Annotated in this window: 15 protein-coding genes and 1 tRNA gene; 4 read left to right on the forward strand and 12 right to left on the reverse strand. The window is 68.1% G+C overall.

Translation table 11 applies throughout. The features are described 5' to 3' along the window. Positions 1 to 11 precede the first annotated feature (11 nt). Both BMY12_RS19170 and BMY12_RS19175 read right to left on the reverse strand, forming a co-directional pair. The gene (locus BMY12_RS19170) at positions 12 to 401 is read right to left on the reverse strand and encodes an HIRAN domain-containing protein (protein WP_218140268.1); all 390 of its coding nucleotides are present in this window, start codon (positions 399 to 401) and stop codon (positions 12 to 14) included. Between the two features lie 48 nt (positions 402 to 449). Then, positions 450 to 1,502, reverse strand: a complete 1,053-nt coding sequence (locus BMY12_RS19175) for a helix-turn-helix transcriptional regulator (RefSeq protein ID WP_093289565.1) — start codon at positions 1,500 to 1,502, stop codon at positions 450 to 452. Between the two features lie 224 nt (positions 1,503 to 1,726). On the opposite strand from BMY12_RS19175, the gene BMY12_RS19180 reads away from it, so the two are divergent. After that, the gene (locus tag BMY12_RS19180; RefSeq protein WP_093289566.1) at positions 1,727 to 2,056 is read left to right on the forward strand and encodes a BrnT family toxin; all 330 of its coding nucleotides are present in this window, start codon (positions 1,727 to 1,729) and stop codon (positions 2,054 to 2,056) included. Further along, positions 1,980 to 2,255 (forward strand): BrnA antitoxin family protein, encoded by a 276-nt coding sequence (locus BMY12_RS19185; protein ID WP_093289568.1) that lies wholly within the window; start codon positions 1,980 to 1,982, stop codon positions 2,253 to 2,255. The genes BMY12_RS19180 and BMY12_RS19185 overlap by 77 nt, the downstream gene beginning before the upstream one ends. An 87-nt stretch (positions 2,256 to 2,342) precedes the next feature. Here BMY12_RS19185 and BMY12_RS19190 read toward each other — a convergent pair. From BMY12_RS19190 to infC, 8 genes are all read right to left on the reverse strand, one after another. Beyond that, positions 2,343 to 2,419: transfer RNA gene (locus BMY12_RS19190), tRNA-Pro, on the reverse strand. Between the two features lie 74 nt (positions 2,420 to 2,493). Then, positions 2,494 to 2,907 (reverse strand): MerR family transcriptional regulator, encoded by a 414-nt coding sequence (locus BMY12_RS19195; protein WP_093289569.1) that lies wholly within the window; start codon positions 2,905 to 2,907, stop codon positions 2,494 to 2,496. Continuing rightward, positions 2,891 to 3,187, reverse strand: coding sequence for an integration host factor subunit alpha (locus BMY12_RS19200; RefSeq protein WP_093289571.1), 297 nt, complete (start codon positions 3,185 to 3,187; stop codon positions 2,891 to 2,893). Before BMY12_RS19200 ends, BMY12_RS19195 begins: the two co-directional genes overlap by 17 nt. 15 nt (positions 3,188 to 3,202) lie before the next feature. Then, on the reverse strand, positions 3,203 to 5,575 hold the full coding sequence (pheT, locus tag BMY12_RS19205; protein WP_093289572.1) for a phenylalanine--tRNA ligase subunit beta: 2,373 nt from the start codon (positions 5,573 to 5,575) through the stop codon (positions 3,203 to 3,205). Positions 5,576 to 5,596: 21 nt separating this feature from the next. Next, the gene (gene pheS / locus BMY12_RS19210; RefSeq protein WP_093289574.1) at positions 5,597 to 6,598 is read right to left on the reverse strand and encodes a phenylalanine--tRNA ligase subunit alpha; all 1,002 of its coding nucleotides are present in this window, start codon (positions 6,596 to 6,598) and stop codon (positions 5,597 to 5,599) included. Positions 6,599 to 6,703: 105 nt separating this feature from the next. Further along, on the reverse strand, positions 6,704 to 7,066 hold the full coding sequence (gene rplT, locus BMY12_RS19215) for a 50S ribosomal protein L20 (protein WP_093289575.1): 363 nt from the start codon (positions 7,064 to 7,066) through the stop codon (positions 6,704 to 6,706). Positions 7,067 to 7,086: 20 nt separating this feature from the next. Next, positions 7,087 to 7,284, reverse strand: coding sequence for a 50S ribosomal protein L35 (rpmI, locus tag BMY12_RS19220; RefSeq protein ID WP_093289577.1), 198 nt, complete (start codon positions 7,282 to 7,284; stop codon positions 7,087 to 7,089). A gap of 138 nt (positions 7,285 to 7,422) precedes the next feature. Beyond that, positions 7,423 to 7,941 (reverse strand): translation initiation factor IF-3, encoded by a 519-nt coding sequence (gene infC, locus BMY12_RS19225; protein WP_093289578.1) that lies wholly within the window; start codon positions 7,939 to 7,941, stop codon positions 7,423 to 7,425. A gap of 247 nt (positions 7,942 to 8,188) precedes the next feature. On the opposite strand from infC, the gene BMY12_RS19230 reads away from it, so the two are divergent. Further along, the gene (locus BMY12_RS19230) at positions 8,189 to 8,977 is read left to right on the forward strand and encodes a DODA-type extradiol aromatic ring-opening family dioxygenase (RefSeq protein WP_093289580.1); all 789 of its coding nucleotides are present in this window, start codon (positions 8,189 to 8,191) and stop codon (positions 8,975 to 8,977) included. On the opposite strand, the gene BMY12_RS19235 is transcribed toward BMY12_RS19230, so the two are convergent. Together BMY12_RS19235 and BMY12_RS19240 are read right to left on the reverse strand one after the other, a co-directional pair. Continuing rightward, positions 8,961 to 11,351, reverse strand: a complete 2,391-nt coding sequence (locus BMY12_RS19235) for a bifunctional acetate--CoA ligase family protein/GNAT family N-acetyltransferase (protein WP_093289581.1) — start codon at positions 11,349 to 11,351, stop codon at positions 8,961 to 8,963. The two genes, BMY12_RS19230 and BMY12_RS19235, sit on opposite strands and share 17 nt — an antisense overlap. Continuing rightward, on the reverse strand, positions 11,348 to 12,298 hold the full coding sequence (locus tag BMY12_RS19240) for a histone deacetylase family protein (protein ID WP_093289608.1): 951 nt from the start codon (positions 12,296 to 12,298) through the stop codon (positions 11,348 to 11,350). Before BMY12_RS19240 ends, BMY12_RS19235 begins: the two co-directional genes overlap by 4 nt. A 160-nt stretch (positions 12,299 to 12,458) precedes the next feature. Here BMY12_RS19240 and BMY12_RS19245 point away from each other — a divergent pair, with 160 nt between their 5' ends. Beyond that, positions 12,459 to 17,282, forward strand: coding sequence for an NAD-glutamate dehydrogenase (locus BMY12_RS19245; protein WP_093289583.1), 4,824 nt, complete (start codon positions 12,459 to 12,461; stop codon positions 17,280 to 17,282). Positions 17,283 to 17,300 lie beyond the last annotated feature (18 nt).

Consider the following 17,300-nt stretch of genomic DNA (forward strand, 5'->3'; position numbering starts at 1 on the left):
TCGCAGACACATCACGCCACCAACTCCACCGCCACGCTCACGCGCCGCCACGGATTGCGGCTCTCCTCCAGCGTCGCGACAGATGCGCTGAGCTTCTCGCCGCGGTCCAGGAGTTGGCTGATTGCGGTGTTTTCGATGCGCGGGATGTAGCCGATGCGTCGGCCCATGAAGAGAACGGCGACGGCGCGCGGGTCGTGGCGGTTGTCTGCTTCGCGACTCAGCTGCAGCGGGCTGCCGGTGCGCAGCAGCGGCCATAGGGCCTGGCCGTCGTGGTACTGAAAGCCGGCCAGGGGCGAGGTCTGCAGTAGGATGCGACGCGCGGGCGCTGCGATTGCGGCGGTTGGCAGTGCGGTGTGGGCTGCCGCACCCAGGAACATTCGGAGAAAGCTGCGACGGATCATGGCCGGTGTCGGGATTGGATTTGCGCATGACCCTAACCAGCCTCAGGTTCAAATAGCGGACCTGAGGCGCGCGGCCTGGCGTTCGGGGCTCGGCCGTTCCTCCTGGGTGTCGACGGCGTCGGCCGGGCCATAGCTGGCCAGGGCCGCGCGCAGGCGGGCGATGAGCGCTTGACGCAGTTCCGGCGGTTCCAGGATTTCCACGTCGGCGCCGTGGCGCAGCAAGTCCATGATCAGTTCCTCGCTGCGGTGATAGGGCAGGCGGCGGGTCAGGCCGCCGTCTTCATGCGGCGTGTCCTGCTGTTGCGGATGCCAGGTTTCGGCGGCGATCCAGCGGGCGGCGCGGGCGGAGAAGCGCAGCACGGCCAGGGCCGTGGGCTCGCCGGAGAAGATGCCGTAGCTGGTGGCCAGGCTCTGGTCGAGCTGCAGCTCGGGGATGTCTTGCGCCGGCTGGGCCACGGCCTCGGCGGCGATGATGCGGTCGAGTGCGAAGATGCGCAGGGCTTCGCGGGTATGGCACCAGGCATCGAGATACCAGTTGTCGCGGTAGAGCGTCAGCCTTTGCGGAGAGACGATGCGTGGCGCCATGCGGTCGTCGCTGCGCGCGTGGTAGTCGATGCGCAGCCGCTGCCGCCGGGCCAGCGCGGAAGCGACCACGGTGAACTGGCTGCCGATCGGGCGCGCCGCCATGCGGAGCAGACGCAGGCGTGAGCGCCAGCCGGGCAGGCCGGTGTCGGAGCGTTCGAGCAGGCGCTCGAGTTTGGCCCGAAATGGCGTGAGAGCTTCGGACAGCAGGCCGAGCGGATGGCGTTCGAGGACTTCCTGGAGAATCAGCAGGGCCGCCAGTTCCTGGGCGGTGAACCACAGGCCGGGCAGTTCATAGGCGGCCTCGCCGTCGTAGCGGTAGCCGCCGCGTTCGCGGTCGTGGACCAGCGGCGCCTGCAGGCGCTCGCGCATGTAGCGCAGCGTGCGCTTGAGGGTGGACGGCGTCTGTTTGTGATCGTGCTGGCGCAGGGTTTCCAGCAGGTCGTCAAAGCTGACGCCGGTGGCGCGCCGGCTGGCCAGCAGACGATGCAGCTGAAAGATTCGATCGAACTGATCCACGCGTCCCCGCCAGCTCTCACTTGCGCCTCCCCCGAGGCGCTGCGTCTGGAGTGTATCGCCGCCGGCTGTTGCGTCACGCGCACCAGATCACGCATTGCCGGATCAGCCAGTGGAAAGATTCCGCAAAGGCCGGGTGATCGGGGTGGCAAGTCGGGTGGGAAGAATCGGCTCCGCAATAAGTGTCGCGGGCGTAACGCTGATTTATTGGGGGCACATTAAATCTCATGCGGATTGAGCTCGACCCCGGAAAAAGCGAAGTCAATCGCATCAAGCATGGTGTCGCTTTGATCGCCGCCGAGGCTCTGGAATGGGATACGACCATCCGCTGGCCGGATACCCGCAAGGACTACGGCGAAGACCGGATGTGTGGCATGGGTTATGTCGGCCTGACGCTCCACTTCGGGGTCTTCGTTGGCCGTGGGCGGTCTCGCTGCATCATCTGCCTGCCTAAGGCCAATCGCAAAGGGGTGAAACGTTATGCCGAAACTGAAAGCCAGGACTGTCATCCCCACTGCCGCCAAAGACAGGGCTATCACCGCTGCGGCGCGCCGTGACCCGGATGCCAAGCCTCTGACCGAGGCACAGCGGAAGGTTGCGGCTCCGACGGTGCGCCTGGGCCGTCCGCGCAAAGCCGCACCGAAGCAGGCCGTGAAGCTGCGTCTCGATCCTGATGTGCTGGCGGTGCTGCGTGCGACCGGTGCGGGCTGGCAGACTCGCGTCAACGCGATACTGCGGGAGCGGTTTGCGCTGTAACGGGTCGCCCCGTCAGGCCCACAAAATCCGTAGGCCGAGTCCCGAGCCATGGCGGCCGGGGGCTTTTGGACTTTTTATGATTGAATTTGGTCGGGGCGAGAGGATTTGAACCTCCGACCACTTCCACCCCAAGGAAGTGCGCTACCAGGCTGCGCTACGCCCCGACGATACGGCTGGAAAAACTAAGGGGCGCGAAGTGTAGCGGACGCGGCCCCTGATTTGAAGGCTGTTGAGGCGCTTATTCCGGGAACAGCTTGAGCAGGGATTCGAGTTCGTCGCGCAGGCCCTTGATCTGCTGCGCGCGCGGGGGCAGGCCGGGCAGGCGTGGTTTGAGGGCGGCGGCCGGCGGCGGCACGGCGCGCAGCAGGGGTTCGCTGCGCGGCATTTCCTTGAGGCGCTGGCGGGCGCCGCCGATGGTGAAGCCCTGTTCGTAGAGCAGGCTGCGGATGCGCCGCACCATCTGCACGTCTTCGTGCTGGTAGTAGCGGCGGTTGCCGCGACGCTTCACCGGCTTGAGCTGCGGGAACTCCTGCTCCCAGTAACGCAGCACGTGCGGCTTCACATCGCAAAGCTCGCTGACTTCGCCAATGGCGAAGTAGCGCTTGCGCGGAATCTCCGGCAGCTCGGCCAGAGGCTTATCGGCGGGTCGCATCGGCTTCCACGCGCAGACGCAGTTTCTGGCCCGGACGGAAGGTGACGACGCGGCGCGCGGAGATCGGAATCTCTTCGCCGGTCTTGGGATTGCGGCCGGGGCGTTGATTCTTGGAACGCAGCTCGAAGTTGCCGAAGCCGGAGAGCTTCACTTCCTTGCCGGATTCCAGGCGGCCGCGGATTTCCTCGAAGAACAGATCGACGAATTCCTTGGCCTCACGCTTGTTCAAACCGAGGTCCTCGAACAGCGCCTCGGCGAGTTCTGCCTTTGTCAACGCCATGCTAGAGATCCCTGCTTACTGTCTGATCGTTGCCCCGAACTCGCGGCTCAGTGCTTGCGCAATGGCGGAGCTGGCGGCATCGATTTCTTCCAAAGTAAGGGTGCGCGAGGCGTCATTGAAATGCAAGCCCAAAGCCACGCTCTTGCTGTTCTCAGCAAGACCCTTGCCGCGATACACGTCGAACACGCGCGCCTCACGCAGCAGCGCGCCGCCGCTTTGTCTTGCGCATTGCAGGAGCGCTTCGGCGCTGATCTCTTCGCCCACCACCAGCGCCAGATCGCGGCGCGAGGAGGGGAACTCGGACAGCGGCGCGGGCTTGGGCACGGCCACCTCGCGCAGCGCGGCGAGCTCCAGTTCGAAGACGATGGCGCCGGACGGCAGGTCCAGGCTCTGACGCAGCTGCGGATGCAGCTCGCCAAGATGGCCCAGTGTCTTGCCCGCACGTTCCAGGCGCGCGCAGCGGCCGGGATGCAGGGCCGGATGCGCGTCGGCGATGAAGCGGCAGTCGGCCAGCGCGCTGCCCAGCAGCGCTTCCAGGTCGGCCTTCACGTCGTAGAAGTCCACCTCGCGCGCGGCGCTGCCCCATTGCTCGGGCAGCACGCGGCCGGCGGCCAGGCCGGCGATGCGCGCGGTTTCGATCACGCCGCCCTGTTCATCGCGTTCGAAGCACACGCCCAGCTCGAACAGGCGCAGGCGCTCCTGCTGGCGCGCGCGGTTGTAGAGCCAGGTGGGAATCAGGCCGGCCAGCAGGCTGGCGCGCATCTGCGACTGCGTGTCGGCGATGGGATTGTCCACCGCAATCGTGCGCGCCTGCGGTGCGACGGCCTGCTGGATGCGCGGCTCCACGAAGGCCAGGTTCACCACTTCCTGCCAGCCGCGTGCGGCCAGCGCCAGACGCAGATCATCGCTGCTGCGCTGCGCTTCCTGTGAAGGCTGACGCGCCAGCTGCGCGGCGTAGGGCTTGGCGGCGATGCGGTCGTAACCGTAAAGGCGGCCCACTTCCTCGATCAGATCGGCTTCGATGCGCAGGTCGTAGCGATGGCTCGGCACGCGCACCGCCCAGCTGTCGCCGATCTCGGCGCGCAGCAGCAGGCCCAGGCGCGTGAGCAGGGCCTCGATCTCCTTGGCGGGAATCTCCAGGCCCAGCACCTGGGTCACGCGCGAGCGGCGCAGGTTGATGCTGATGACATCCGGCTGGTTGCGGCCGGCCTGGGTGATGGGCTGCACGATGCCGCCGCAGATCTGCACGATCAGCTGCGTGGCGCGATCCAGGGCCTGACGCTGCAAGCCCGGATCCACGCCGCGCTCGAAGCGGTAGGCGGCATCGGAGAACACCTTGTGACGACGGCCGGTGCCGGCCACCGCATTGGGTGCGAAGCAGGCCGACTCCAGGAACACGCGCGTGCTGCTCTCGCTCACGCCGCTGGCGGCGCCACCCATCACGCCGGCCAGCGCGACGGCGCTCTTGTCGTCGCAGATCAGCAGCTCGCGGTTTTCGCAGACGAGGGTCTGCTCGTTGAGCAGGGTGACGGACTCGCCGGCACGGGCACGGCGCACGTGCACGCTGCCCACCAGCTTGTCGGCGTCGAAAGCGTGCAGGGGCTGGCCCAGCTCCAGCATCACGTAGTTGGTGATGTCCACCACCGGGTGGATGCAGCGGATGCCGCTGCGGCGCAGGCGCTCGCGCATCCAGTCCGGCGTGCGCGCTTTGGGACTCACGCGGTCGACGATGCGGCCGGCGTAGGACGGGCAGTCCTCCAGGCTCTCGATCTCGACTTTCAGCGTCTGATGGCCTTCCACCACCACCGGCGCGCTGGCGCTGCGCTTGAGGTTCACGCCGAACAGCGCCGCCACATCACGCGCCAGCCCGAGCACGGACAGGCAGTCGCCGCGATTGGGCGTGATTTCCAGATTGAGGATGTTGTCGGCGAAGTTCAGATACTGGTCGATGGCCTGGCCGGGCTTGGCCTCGGCATCGAGTTCCAGCAGGCCTTCGGACTTCTCCGCCAGCGCCAGTTCCTTGGCCGAGCAGAGCATGCCGGAGGAGTCCACGCCGCGCAGCTTGGCCTGGGTGATGGCCAGGCCGCCCGGCAGGCGGGCGCCGATCTTGGCGCAGGGCGCCTTGAGGCCCACGCGGGCATTGGCCGCGCCGCAGACGATCTGCAGCTTCTGCGCTTCGCCCACGTCCACTTCGCAGACCTGCAGGCGATCAGCCTGCGGATGACGCTCGGCCTTGGTGATATGGCCCACCACCACGCCGATGGCGGGTTCGCTCACCGCCGGTTCCACTTCCAGTTCCAGGCCACCCATCACCAGACGCTGGGCGATCTGTTCGATCGTCGCCGGCGGGTTGACCCATTCGCGCAGCCAGGCTTCGCTGAGTTTCATGTGTGTTCGTCTCCCCTGGGCTTAGCGGAACTGCTCAAGGAAACGCAGATCGTTGTTGAAGAACAGGCGCAGGTCGTCCACGCCGTAACGCAGCATGGCCATGCGCTCCACGCCCATGCCGAAGGCGTAACCCGAATAGCGCTCCGGATCGATGCCAACGTTTTCCAGTACCTTGGGATGCACCACGCCGCAGCCCATCACTTCCAGCCAGCGCGAGCTGCCGTCGGGCAGATGCCAGCGGATGTGCACGTCCGCGCCCGGTTCCACGAAGGGGAAGTAGGAGGGACGGAACAGCGCCTCGATCTCGCGCTCGAAGAAGCGCGAGAGGAAGGTCTGGATGTCGTACTTCAGGTCCGCCAGCGAAACCTTGTCGGCCACGTACAGGCCTTCGATCTGGTGGAACATCGGGCTGTGCGTGCGATCCGAGTCCACGCGGTAGACGCGGCCGGGGCAGATGATGCGGATCGGCGGCTGGCGCGACTGCATGGTGCGGATCTGCACCGGGCTGGTGTGCGTGCGCAGCAGGCGCTCGCCGCCGAACACGTAGAAGGTGTCCTGCATGGCGCGCGCCGGATGCAGCTCGGGAATGTTCAGCGCGCCGAAGTTGTGGAAGTCGTCCTCGATCTCCGGGCCTTCCACCACTTCGAAGCCGATCTCGCCGAACAGCTGGCTGATGCGGCGGATGGTGCGGCTGATCGGATGCAGGCCGCCCACGCTCTCGCCGCGACCCGGCAGGCTCACGTCGATGCGCTCGGAAGACAGGCGGGCATTGAGCTCGGCCTGCGCCAGGGTCTGGCTGCGCGCGTCCAGCGCCGCGCTCAAGGCTTCCTTGACGCGGTTGACGCGCTCACCAAAAGCCTTGCGCTGCTCCGGCGCCATGCCGCCCAGCTGCTTGAGCAGCTCGGTGACGCGGCCCTTCTTGCCCAGCAGCTCCACGCGCAGCGTCTCCAGCGCGCGCAGCTCGGCGCAGGCGGCGATGTCGGCCAGGGCCGACTGCTGCAGTTGTTCGAGTTCGTCGCTCATCTTGTTTGCCGAAAGATTCCGAGGCCTGAAACGACAAAGGGGCGGCTGTGCTGCCGCCCCTTTGGTACCGCTCGTACCGCGTGCTTGCCTGGCAGGGCGGGGCGCTTAGGCCACGCCCAGCTGGGCCTTGGCCTGCGAAACCAGTGCTGCAAACGCCGCCTTGTCCTGCAGGGCGAGGTCGGCCAGCACCTTGCGGTCCAGGGCCACGCCGGCCTTGGACAGGCCGTTGATGAAGCGGTTGTAGGACAGGCCCAGTTCCTTGGCGGCGGCGCCGATGCGCACGATCCACAGCGAGCGGAACTCGCGCTTTTTGGTGCGGCGGTCGCGGTAGGCGTACTGACCGGACTTGATCACCTGCTCCTTGGCGGAGCGGAACTGGCGCGATTTGGCGCCGTAATAGCCCTTGGCCTTCTTGAGGACTTTCTTGTGCTTGGCGCGGGCGGTAACACCACGTTTGACGCGTGCCATGTGTCGTTCTCCTTATTCGATTAAGCGTAGGGCAGCATCTGCTTCACTTCGCGGACGTCGGACGCATGAATCTGCGCCTCGCCACGGAGCTGACGGATGCGCTTACCCGACTTCTTGGTCAGGATGTGGCGCTTGTGCGAGTGGGAACGCTTGAAGCCGCCTTTGCCAGTCTTGGCAAAGCGCTTCGCCGCGCTTTTCACGGTTTTCAGCTTTGGCATGGAAACACTCCTTATACAAACCACGTTGCCGGTGTCGCAGCCCCTTGCCGTGGGGCGCTGGCCGGGCCCGGCACGAGTGGCGCCGGGACTTCTTCTCAGTGCCGGACGCTTGCGCGTCCTGCCGGAAAACTTTGCCGCTTACTTCTTGCGGGCCGCCAGTACCATCACGGACTGACGCCCTTCCATCTTCGGGTGCTGCTCAATGTTGGCCAGTTCGGCCAGCTCGCCTTTCAGGCGGTTCATGATTTCCATGCCCAGTTCCTGATGCGCCAGCTCGCGGCCGCGGAAGCGGACCACGATCTTCACCTTGTCGCCTTCTTCCAGGAAGCCCTTGATGAAGCGGAGCTTGGTCTGGTAATCGCCGTCCTCGGTGGTGGGACGGAACTTGATCTCCTTGACCTGGATCTGCTTCTGCTTGCGCTTGGCGGCATGGGCGGCCTTGTCCTTTTGGTAAAGGTACTTGCCGTAATCCATGATCTTGCAGACCGGCGGATCCGCGTTCGGCGACACTTCCACCAGATCGAGCCCAGCCTCTTCGGCCTTGGCCACCGCGTCGCGGGTGAGCATGATGCCCAGCTGAGCGCCGTCGTCGGCGATCACACGCACACGGGGCGCCGTGATCTGGAAGTTGCGCCGATCTTCACGTTCGAAAGCGATACGACATCTCCTGCAAACCGCCTGCTGTCCTCAGGCGAAAAAGTCATGCGGCAGGCACAAGACGCCGGGCCGATGGCGGACAGGGCCGCGCATTCTACGTGGCCGCCGGGTGCATCTCAAGGGGAATCAAGCGCTTTGGCGCCAGCTTTCGAGCCGGGCGAACGATCCTTTCAGTATTTTGCGTTTGGTTGTGGCCGGTGCCGTCTCCACAATATGTGTTCAAGCTCGTTGCCGCGAAGTACACGCCATGTCCGCCATGTCCACGCTGTTCATCTCCCACGGCTCGCCGATGCTGGCGCTGCAGGATCACGCCACCACCCGCGCCTGGAGCGCGATGGCCGCTGCGCAGCCCAGGCCGCGCGCGGTGCTGGTGGCCAGCGCGCACTACCTGACGGCGGCGCCGGCGGTGGGGGCGGCCGAGCGCCCGGCCACGGGGCACGACTTCGGCGGCTTTCCCGCGCCGCTGTACCAGCTCCAGTATCCGGCGCCGGGGGCGCCGGCGCTCGCGGCACGCGTCGCCGAGCTGCTCGCGGCGGCCGGTCTGCCGGCGCAGCTGGAGCCGCAGCGCGGTCTGGATCACGGCATCTGGGTGCCGCTGCGCCGCTTCTGGCCGCAGGCCGAGGTGCCGGTGATTCCGCTGGCGCTGCAGCCGCGTCGCGATGCGGCCTATCACCTGCAGCTGGGACGCGCGCTGCGGCCGCTGCTCGACGAGGAGGTGCTGATCATCGGCTCGGGCAATCTCACCCACAATCTCTATGAGCTGCAGATTGGCGAGGACGAGCACACCGCTTCTTACGCGCGCGAGTTCAGCGACTGGATGGCGCAGCGCCTGCACGCGCACGATGACGCGGCCCTGGCCGAATACCGCAGCCGCGCGCCGCAGGCCGCGCGTGCGCATCCCAGCGATGAGCATCTGCTGCCCTTGTTCGTGGCCTATGGCGCGGCCGGCACCGAGGCGCAGGTGGAGCGTGTCTACGACGCGGTCACCGACGGCGTGCTGGCCATGGACTGCTACCGCTTCACGCCTGCGCACTGATCAGGGATTTCACCGCCGCCGCCCAGGTGCTGCGGCGTTCGCCGGGATTGATCACCACGCGCACGCAGCCCGGATCATCGGGATGGCGCTGGCGCGTGAAGCCCAGGCTCTGCGCCAGTCCCAGCATCGCGCTGTTCTCCAGCAGCACATCGCCGTGCACGCGGCCCACGCGGGTCTGTTCGGCGTAGCGCAGCACGTCCTGCATCAGGAGCCGGCCCAGGCCCTTGTGGCCGCAGCCTTCCCGCACCAGCACCGCGAACTCGGCATCGGCGCCGGTGGGATCGCTGGCCAGGGTCGCCACGCCCGCCACCTCGCCGGGTTGCTCGTCGGTGACCGCCACGAAACTCATCTCGCGGTCATAGTCGATCTGCGTCATGCGCGCCGCCATCGCGTGCGTGAACTGGCGGATGTAGCGGAAGAAGCGCAGGCGCACGGTTTCCGGATCCAGCTGCGAGAGCATGCGGATCAGCGTCGGTTCGTCGGTGGGACGGATCGGGCGGATGATGCCGCTGCTGCCATCGCGCATCTGGATGCGGTGCTGCAGATGCAGCGGGTACGGCGTGAGCGCCAGGCGCGCGCGCTCGACCGGCGGATGCGCGCTGGCCGTGATGCGCGCGTAGCCCACCTCGGCCATGCCCTCGGCCGGCAGCAGGCGCAGCTCGGCCTCGTGCAGGCGCGGCTGCTCCACGGCCAGCTGCGCCAGACGCGCCACGGCGGTGGCGTAGTCGGCGGCGCGCAGACCCGGCGGCGCCTGTGTGCGATCGCCCAGGCCCAGATCGCGCAGCAGCTGCGCGGCCAGCACATCGTCCAGCGGCGGCAGGGCGTAGGCGGTGGGCGCGGCGGTGGAGGCGGGATCCAGACGCGCGGTGAGATAAATGCCCATCTGCGGATGCATCTTCAGGCGCACGCGCAGACCGCGACCGGCGGCCTCGGCCCAGGGCGCCGGCTGCAGGCCGTAGGCGGCGAGCAGTTCCTGCGCCTCGGCGGCGGGCAGCACCCAGTGCGTCTTGAGCTTGGCCGGCACGGCCAGCTGCGGCGGCTGCTGGCCGTGCGCGAGCGGGTCCAGCGTGGGCGTCTGCATCAGCATTTCCTGGGTGCGGCGATGATCGCGCCGGTAACGCAGGGCGCGCGCCGCCTGTTCCACCGAGGCAAAGGCGGCGATGCCGCCTTCGCTGCAGATGCGCAGCGCCGGTGCCGCGCGCGCCTGTCCGAGAAACACCACGGCCAGACGTTCACGCAGGCGCGCTGCCACCAGCTTGCGGGCAAAGGCTTCGTCGTCCTGCCCCGGCGCCGGACTGCGCACGAACAGCGCCACGTCCAGGGCGCGCGACTCCAGGGCCAGACGCAGCACGGTGAGCGTGTCCTCGTCGCTGGCCAGACCGATGTCCAGCCACTGGCCGCCGCTGTAGAGCTTGGGCAGCTGTGCCTGAATCGCCTGGCGCGTGGTCTCGTCCAGGGCCACCGGCTGCAGCTGCTCGCGCCATAGCGAGGCGCGCGCCAGCTGGCAGATGCCGCCGCCGGTGCCCAGCACCGCGATGCGCGCCTGGCCGGCGTCACCGACGCGATCCAGCGCCGCGAGCGCCGAGAACAGCGCGGTGACACGATCCACCTCCACCAGACCGGCGCGACGAAACGCCGCCGACAGCACCGGATCGGCCGGCTGCTGGTTTTCATCCTCGGCATCGGGCGTCTGCAGCACCACCACCGGCTTGGCGCGCGCGCAGGCACGCGCCGCCGACATGAACTTGCGCGGACTTCTGATGCGCGAGAGCTGCAGCACCACGGCCTGCGTGCCCGGGTCCACGGCCGCGTAGTCGAGCAGATCGGCGACATCGACATCGGCCTCGTTGCCGGTGGCCGCCACCCAGGAGAAGCCCAGGGCATGACCCGCCGCCCAGTCCAGGGCGGCGGCGGCGATCGAGCGCGACTGTGCGATCAGCGCGGTATTGCCCGGTGCCGGCGGACTCCAGGACGACAGGCACAGACCGCGCGCCTGCGCGGTGCCGGCGCTGCCGGGGCCGAGCACGCGCAGGGTTTCATTGCGACCGGCGCGCAGCACCGCTTCCGGCACCGGCACATCGCTGGTCCAGAGCAGGGCGTGGCAGCCGGCCTGCGCCAGCGTGCGCACCAGGGCCGGCGTCATCAGTGAGGCGTCGAACACCACCGCCAGTTCGAACGGTGGCTCCTGCCTGGGCGCCTTGTGAAGGCGCTGCAGCGTGCGCCAGCCGGCCCGCTCCAGATGCAGCAGCGCACGCTGCGGCTCGGGCAGCAGGGCCAGGCGCTGCAGCAATTCCTCGGCCGGCGCGTCGGCCGGCGCGCCGATCGCCAGCACGGCGGCTGGCCGGAACAGCGATTCGATGTGGCGGATGGTCATACGGGCAGATCCTCGCCGCCGGCAAAGGGCAGCAGGAAGTTCTCCACGCTGCGCGCCAGCGCGGTCAGGTCATAGCCGCCTTCCAGCGTGGCCAGCACGCGCTGCTGGGCGCTGACGGCGGCAGCGTCGCGCAGCACCCCGGCAATCCAGCGGAAGTCCTCGTACTGCAGGCGCAGATCGCCGAGCGGATCGGCGGCATGTGCGTCAAAACCGGCGGAGACCAGAATCATCTCCGGCTGGTGCGCGGCCAGCGCCGGCAGCCAGTGCTCGCGCACCGCGGCGCGAAACACCGCGCCATCGCTGTAGGGCCTGAGCGGCACGTCGATCAGGTTCGGCGCATGTGCCGCGCCCGGCCAGTAGGGATAGAGCGGATGCTGGTAAGTGGACAGCAGCTGCACGCGCGCATCTTCCAGAAAGCAGTCGGCGGTGCCGTTGCCGTAGTGCAGATCGAAGTCCACGATGGTCACGCGCTTGAGGCCCTGCGCCAGCGCATAGGCCGCCGCCACCGCCACGTTGTTGAAGTAGCAGAAGCCCATGGCGCGGGCGCGCTCGGCATGATGGCCCGGCGGGCGCACCGCGCAGAACGCCAGATGCGTCTGGCCTTGCAGCAGAAGGTCCACGCCCAGCACGCCGGCACCGGCGGCGCGCAGCGCGGCGCTGACCGTGTGCTCGGTGAAGGCGGTGTCGCCGTCGATCTCCACGCGGCGCGGGCCGATCTTGCGATGTGCCAGCACATGGCCCACGTAGTCGGCGGCGTGCACGCGGTCCAGATCTGCGCGTGCGGCTTCCGGGGCTTCGTGACGGCGCATGAAGTCGGCGAGGCCCGAGGCGATCATGCGGTCCTCGATGGCGGCGAGCCGGCGCGGCGACTCCGGATGCTCCTCGGCGATCTCGTGCCGGCGGCATTCGGCATGGCTGATCCAGGCGATTGGCAGGCTGGCGGTCATGGTCATCGCGTCCTCATGCGGGCAGCTGATTCTGCGCCGGCGCACCGCCCGGCGGCTTGTCCTGAGTCATGGTCGGCTGTGTCTGCGCGCAGCGCAATCGCCCTTGCCTATACTGCCCGCCAGGCGTCGTCCTTCCCCAGACGGCGCAACAGGAGAGAGCATGCGATCCGAATCCGAAGCGGAACGTCTGCAGCTGCTGGATGAAGTGCTGCCTCTGGCCCTGCCGCAGCTGGCGGCCACTGCCAGAACCGCCTTCACTCAGTTCCTGCGCGCTTACTTTGCCCAGGCGGCGCTCGACACCCTGCGCCTGCGCAGTTCGGCGGAGCTGGCCGAGATCGCGCTGCGTCACTTTCAGTTCGCGCAGCGCCGCGCGCCCGGCGAACTGCTGGTGCGGGTGCTGGCGCCGGTGGCGGGCGCGGTCACCAACCGCCACGGTCTGCTGCGTCTGGAAACGGTGGTGGACGACATGCCGTTTCTGGTGGACTCCCTGTCGATTGCGATCCGTGACGCCGGCGGTGCGCTGGACTACCTGGTGCACCCGATCCTGCACGTGCTGCGCGACGAGCAGGGCCAGTGGCAGGAGCTGGCCGATGACGGCGATGCCGAATCGCTGATTCACATCGAGTTCGATGCCGCACTCAGCGGCCGTGCCGCCGTGGCGCTGGAAGACGCCGCGCGCGAACTGTGCGCCGACATCCGCTGCGCGGTGGACGATTACTCGCAGATGCGCACGCAGGCCGTGCAGCAGGCCGAGAGCCTGCGCGGCCTGGTCTCGCGCCAGGACGAACACGCCGACCGCGCCGAGGCCGCCGATCTGCTCGACTGGCTGGTGGACGGGCATTTCACCTTTCTCGCCTACAGCCAGACCGAGCTGCAAAGCTCGCCCGAGGGTCATGCGCGTTTCGTCGCGCAGCTGGACGAGTCCCTGGGGCTGGCGCGCGAGGCACGCCGCTACGCCGATGCCGAGCAGCTGATTGCGCCGCAGGAAGAGCTGGACAAGTACCGCGATTCGCAGCGCCTGGTGGTGATCACCAAGGCGGCGGTGCGCTCGCACATCCATCGCGCCGAGCCGCTGGACGTGATCTCGGTGAAGCGTCTGCGTGCCGACGGCAGCGTCGCCGGCACCGGCCGCTACATCGGCCTGTTTTCATCGGATGCGTATCTGGAGCGCCCGACGCAGATTCCGCTGGTGCGGCGTAAGGTGGAGGAAGTGCTGCGCCGCTCGGCGCTGCCGCCGGCCTCGCACGCCGGCAAGCAGCTGCGCGACATCATCCAGCAGCTGCCGCGTGATGAGCTGTTCCAGTCCAGCGAGGACGAGCTGTTTTCCGCCTGCATGGGCATCCGCGCGCTGCGCGAGCGTGCACAGCTCAAGCTGTTCCAGCGCCGCGACCGTTACGGACGCTTCTACGCTTTCATGGTCTATGTGCCGCGCGAGCGTTACTCGCGCGAGCTGGGCGAGCGCATCGCCCGCGAGCTGCTGGCGATCTGTCGCGGACAGGACGTGGAGCGCAACACCGAGTTCCTGCGCGAAGGCATGGCGCGTCTGTACCTGATCGTGCGCACGCCGCCGGGCACCACGCTGAGCGTCTCGGCCGCCGCCATCGAGGCGCGGCTGAGCGCCGCCGTACGCGGCTGGCGCGATCAGCTGCTGGAGCTGCTGCGCCACGATCAGCCGCGCCACAGCCCGGCCACGGTGCAGCGCTTCCGCGATGCCTTCCCGCTCTCGTATCAGGAGACCCACACGCCCGAACAGGCCGCCGCCGACATCCGCGAGCTGGAACGCCTGAGCGAGAAGCTGCCGCTGATCCCGCGCCTGCACATCGACGCCGAGGCGCCGGCCAGCAGCCGGCTCAAGCTCTATGTGCGCCAGCGGGCGCTGCCCTTGTCCGATGTGCTGCCGATGCTGGAGAACTTCGGTCTGCGCGTGCTCTGGGAAGATCCCATCGAAATCCGTGCCGGCGCCGAGGCGCTGTGGCTGCAGCAGTTCGGCGTGCAGCTGGCGCCGCTGCAGGCGCCGCACAGCATCGCGCAGCTGCAGAGTGATTTTGAAGAAGCGTTCGTGGAAGTCTGGCGTGGCCGCATCGAGAACGATGGCCTGCAGCGCCTGGTGCTGCTGGCGGGTCTGTCGGCGCGGCAGATCACGGTGCTGCGCACGCTCACGCGCTATCTGCTGCAGACGCAGCTGCCCTACAGCCAGGACTATCAGGAGCGCCTGCTCGCGGACAATCCGCGGATCGCGCGTCTGCTGGTGGAGGCGTTCGAGCTGCGCTTCGATCCGTCCCTGAGCGAGGCACAGCGCCGCGACGGCGGCATCAGCCATGCCCAGGCCCTGGACGATGCCCTGGACAAGCTCAGCACCCAGGACGCCGACCGCGTGCTGCGTGCCTACACCGCCGTGCTGCGCGCCAGTCTGCGCAGCAATTATTTCCAGCGCGATGCGCAGGGTGCGGCCAAGACCTACGTTTCGATCAAGTTCGACTCGCAGCTTCTGCCGGAACTGCCGATGCCGCGGCCGCTGTATGAAATCTTCGTCTACGCGCCGGAGGTGGAAGGCATCCATCTGCGCGGCGGACGCGTGGCGCGCGGCGGTCTGCGCTGGTCGGACCGTCGTCAGGATTTCCGCACCGAGGTGCTGGGCCTGATGAAGGCGCAGACGGTGAAGAACGCGATCATCGTGCCGGTCGGCGCCAAGGGCGGCTTCGTGGTGAAGAACGGTACGCCCGCGGATCGCGAAGCCTGGCAGCGCCAGGGTGTGGCCGCGTATCAGACCTTCCTGCGCGGCCTGCTCGATCTCACCGACAACCGCGTCGGCGATGCCGTGCTGCCGCCGCCGCAGCTGGTGCGTCACGATGGTGATGATCCGTATCTGGTGGTGGCGGCCGACAAGGGCACCGCGACGTTTTCCGATATCGCCAATGCACTCGCCGCCGAATACGGCTTCTGGCTGGGTGATGCTTTCGCCTCCGGCGGCAGCGCGGGTTATGACCACAAGAAAATGGGCATCACCGCGCGCGGCGCCTGGGAAAGCGTCAAGCGCCATTTCCGCGAGCTGGGCCAGGACATCGAGCAGCACGGCTTCACGGTGGTGGGCGTCGGCGACATGTCCGGCGATGTGTTCGGCAACGGCATGCTGCTCTCGCGGCAGCTGCGCCTGCTCGCCGCATTCGATCATCGCCACATCTTCATCGACCCCGATCCCGATCCGGCCGCGAGCTTCGCCGAACGCGCGCGCCTGTTCGCGCTGCCGCGTTCGTCCTGGGACGACTATGACCGCACGCAGCTCTCCGCCGGCGGCGGTGTGTATGCGCGCAGCGCCAAGCTGATCGAGATCAGTCCCGAAGCGCAGCGCGCCCTGGGGCTTGCGCAGCGCCGCTACACGCCGCAGGAGCTGATCCGCGCGCTGCTCTGCGCGCCGGTGGATCTGCTGTTCAACGGCGGCATCGGCACCTATGTGAAGAGTCATCTGCAGGCGCATCAGGACTGCGGCGACCGCAGCAATGACGCGGTGCGCGTCAACGGCCGCGAGCTGCGCTGCAAGGTGGTGGGCGAGGGCGGCAATCTGGGCTTCACGCAGCTGGGCCGCATCGAGTACGCGCTGTCCGGCTGCGGCGGCGCGGGCGGCCGGATCAATACCGACTTCATCGACAATGCCGCCGGCGTGCACACCTCCGACCGCGAGGTGAACATCAAGATCCCGCTCAATGGTCTGATGCTGGCCGGCACGCTGACGCGCGAGCAGCGCGATCCGCTGCTGGCCTCGCTCACCGAGGACATCGCCGGCGCGGTGCTGCACGACAACTATGTGCAGGCGCTGGCCCTGAGCCTGATCGAACAGGACGCCGCCGCGCGTCTGGGCGAGCACCAGGATCTGATGACGCAGCTGGAGCGCGACTCGGGCCTGAACCGCGCGGTGGAGTTTCTGCCCGACGAGGAAACACTCAAGCAGCGCCGCGCCCAGCATCGCGGCCTGAGCCGGCCGGAACTCGCGGTGCTGCTGTCCTACGCCAAGATCGCGCTGTACAACGCGGTGCTGGATTCAGAAGTGCCGGATGATGAATTCCATGCGCGCGATCTGCTGGCGTATTTCCCCCCGCCCCTGCAGGCGGCGCATCGCGAGCCGCTGCGTCAGCACCGTCTGCGGCGCGAGATCGTCGCCACCATCCTGGCCAATGCCGTGATCAACCGCATGGGCTTTGCCTTCGCGCACCGCTTCGCCGAGGACCATGGCTTCGCGCTGGCCAGCGTGGTGCAGGCCTATGCCATGGCCCATGAGATGTTCGACGGTGACCGCTACTGGCTGCCGGTGCAGGCCCTGGATGGCCAGCTGCCGGCGGCGCTGCAGCTGAGTCTGTTCCGGCGCCCCGCCGGCCTGCTCAAGCATGCCACCGCCTGGCTGCTCGACAACGGCTGGGCGGGCAAGCGCATGGCGGAGGTCCTGAGTGCGTTTGCACCGGACATCCGCACGCTGAGCGCGGCGCTGCCGGGGCTGCTGTCGCCGGCCTATCGCGCCGACTGGGATGCAGCGGTGGCGCAGCTGCGCGGCGAGGGCGTGCCGGAAGCGCTGGCGCAGCAACTTGCCAATACCCGCGCCCTGGGCAGTGCGCCGGACATCGTCGAGCTGGCGCGCGCGGCGCTGCGGCCGCCGCTCGAAGTGGCGCAGCTGTACTTCATGGTGGGCGAGCGCCTGGGCCTGAACTGGCTGCTGGCAGCGATCGTGGCGCTGCCGGTGAGCAGCCGCTGGCAGGCGCTGGCGCGCGACAATCTGCGCAGTGACTGCTATCGCCTGCATCGCCTGCTGACCGCCAAGGCGCTGGACGCGTCCGGCGAGAATCTGGCGCAGCGCCTGGAGAATTATCTCGCGCGCCATGCGCAGCGCACGCACTTCGGCCTGCAGCGCCTGCAGCAGGTGCAGGCCGCCGAGGGCCGCGACTTCATGACGCTCGCCGTGGCGGTACGCGAGCTGCGCCTGCTCGCGCAGGCCTGAGCCGCCCCCGGGCTCTCG

Source organism: Solimonas aquatica (assembly GCF_900111015.1).
In the GTDB taxonomy this organism is placed as follows: domain Bacteria; phylum Pseudomonadota; class Gammaproteobacteria; order Nevskiales; family Nevskiaceae; genus Solimonas; species Solimonas aquatica.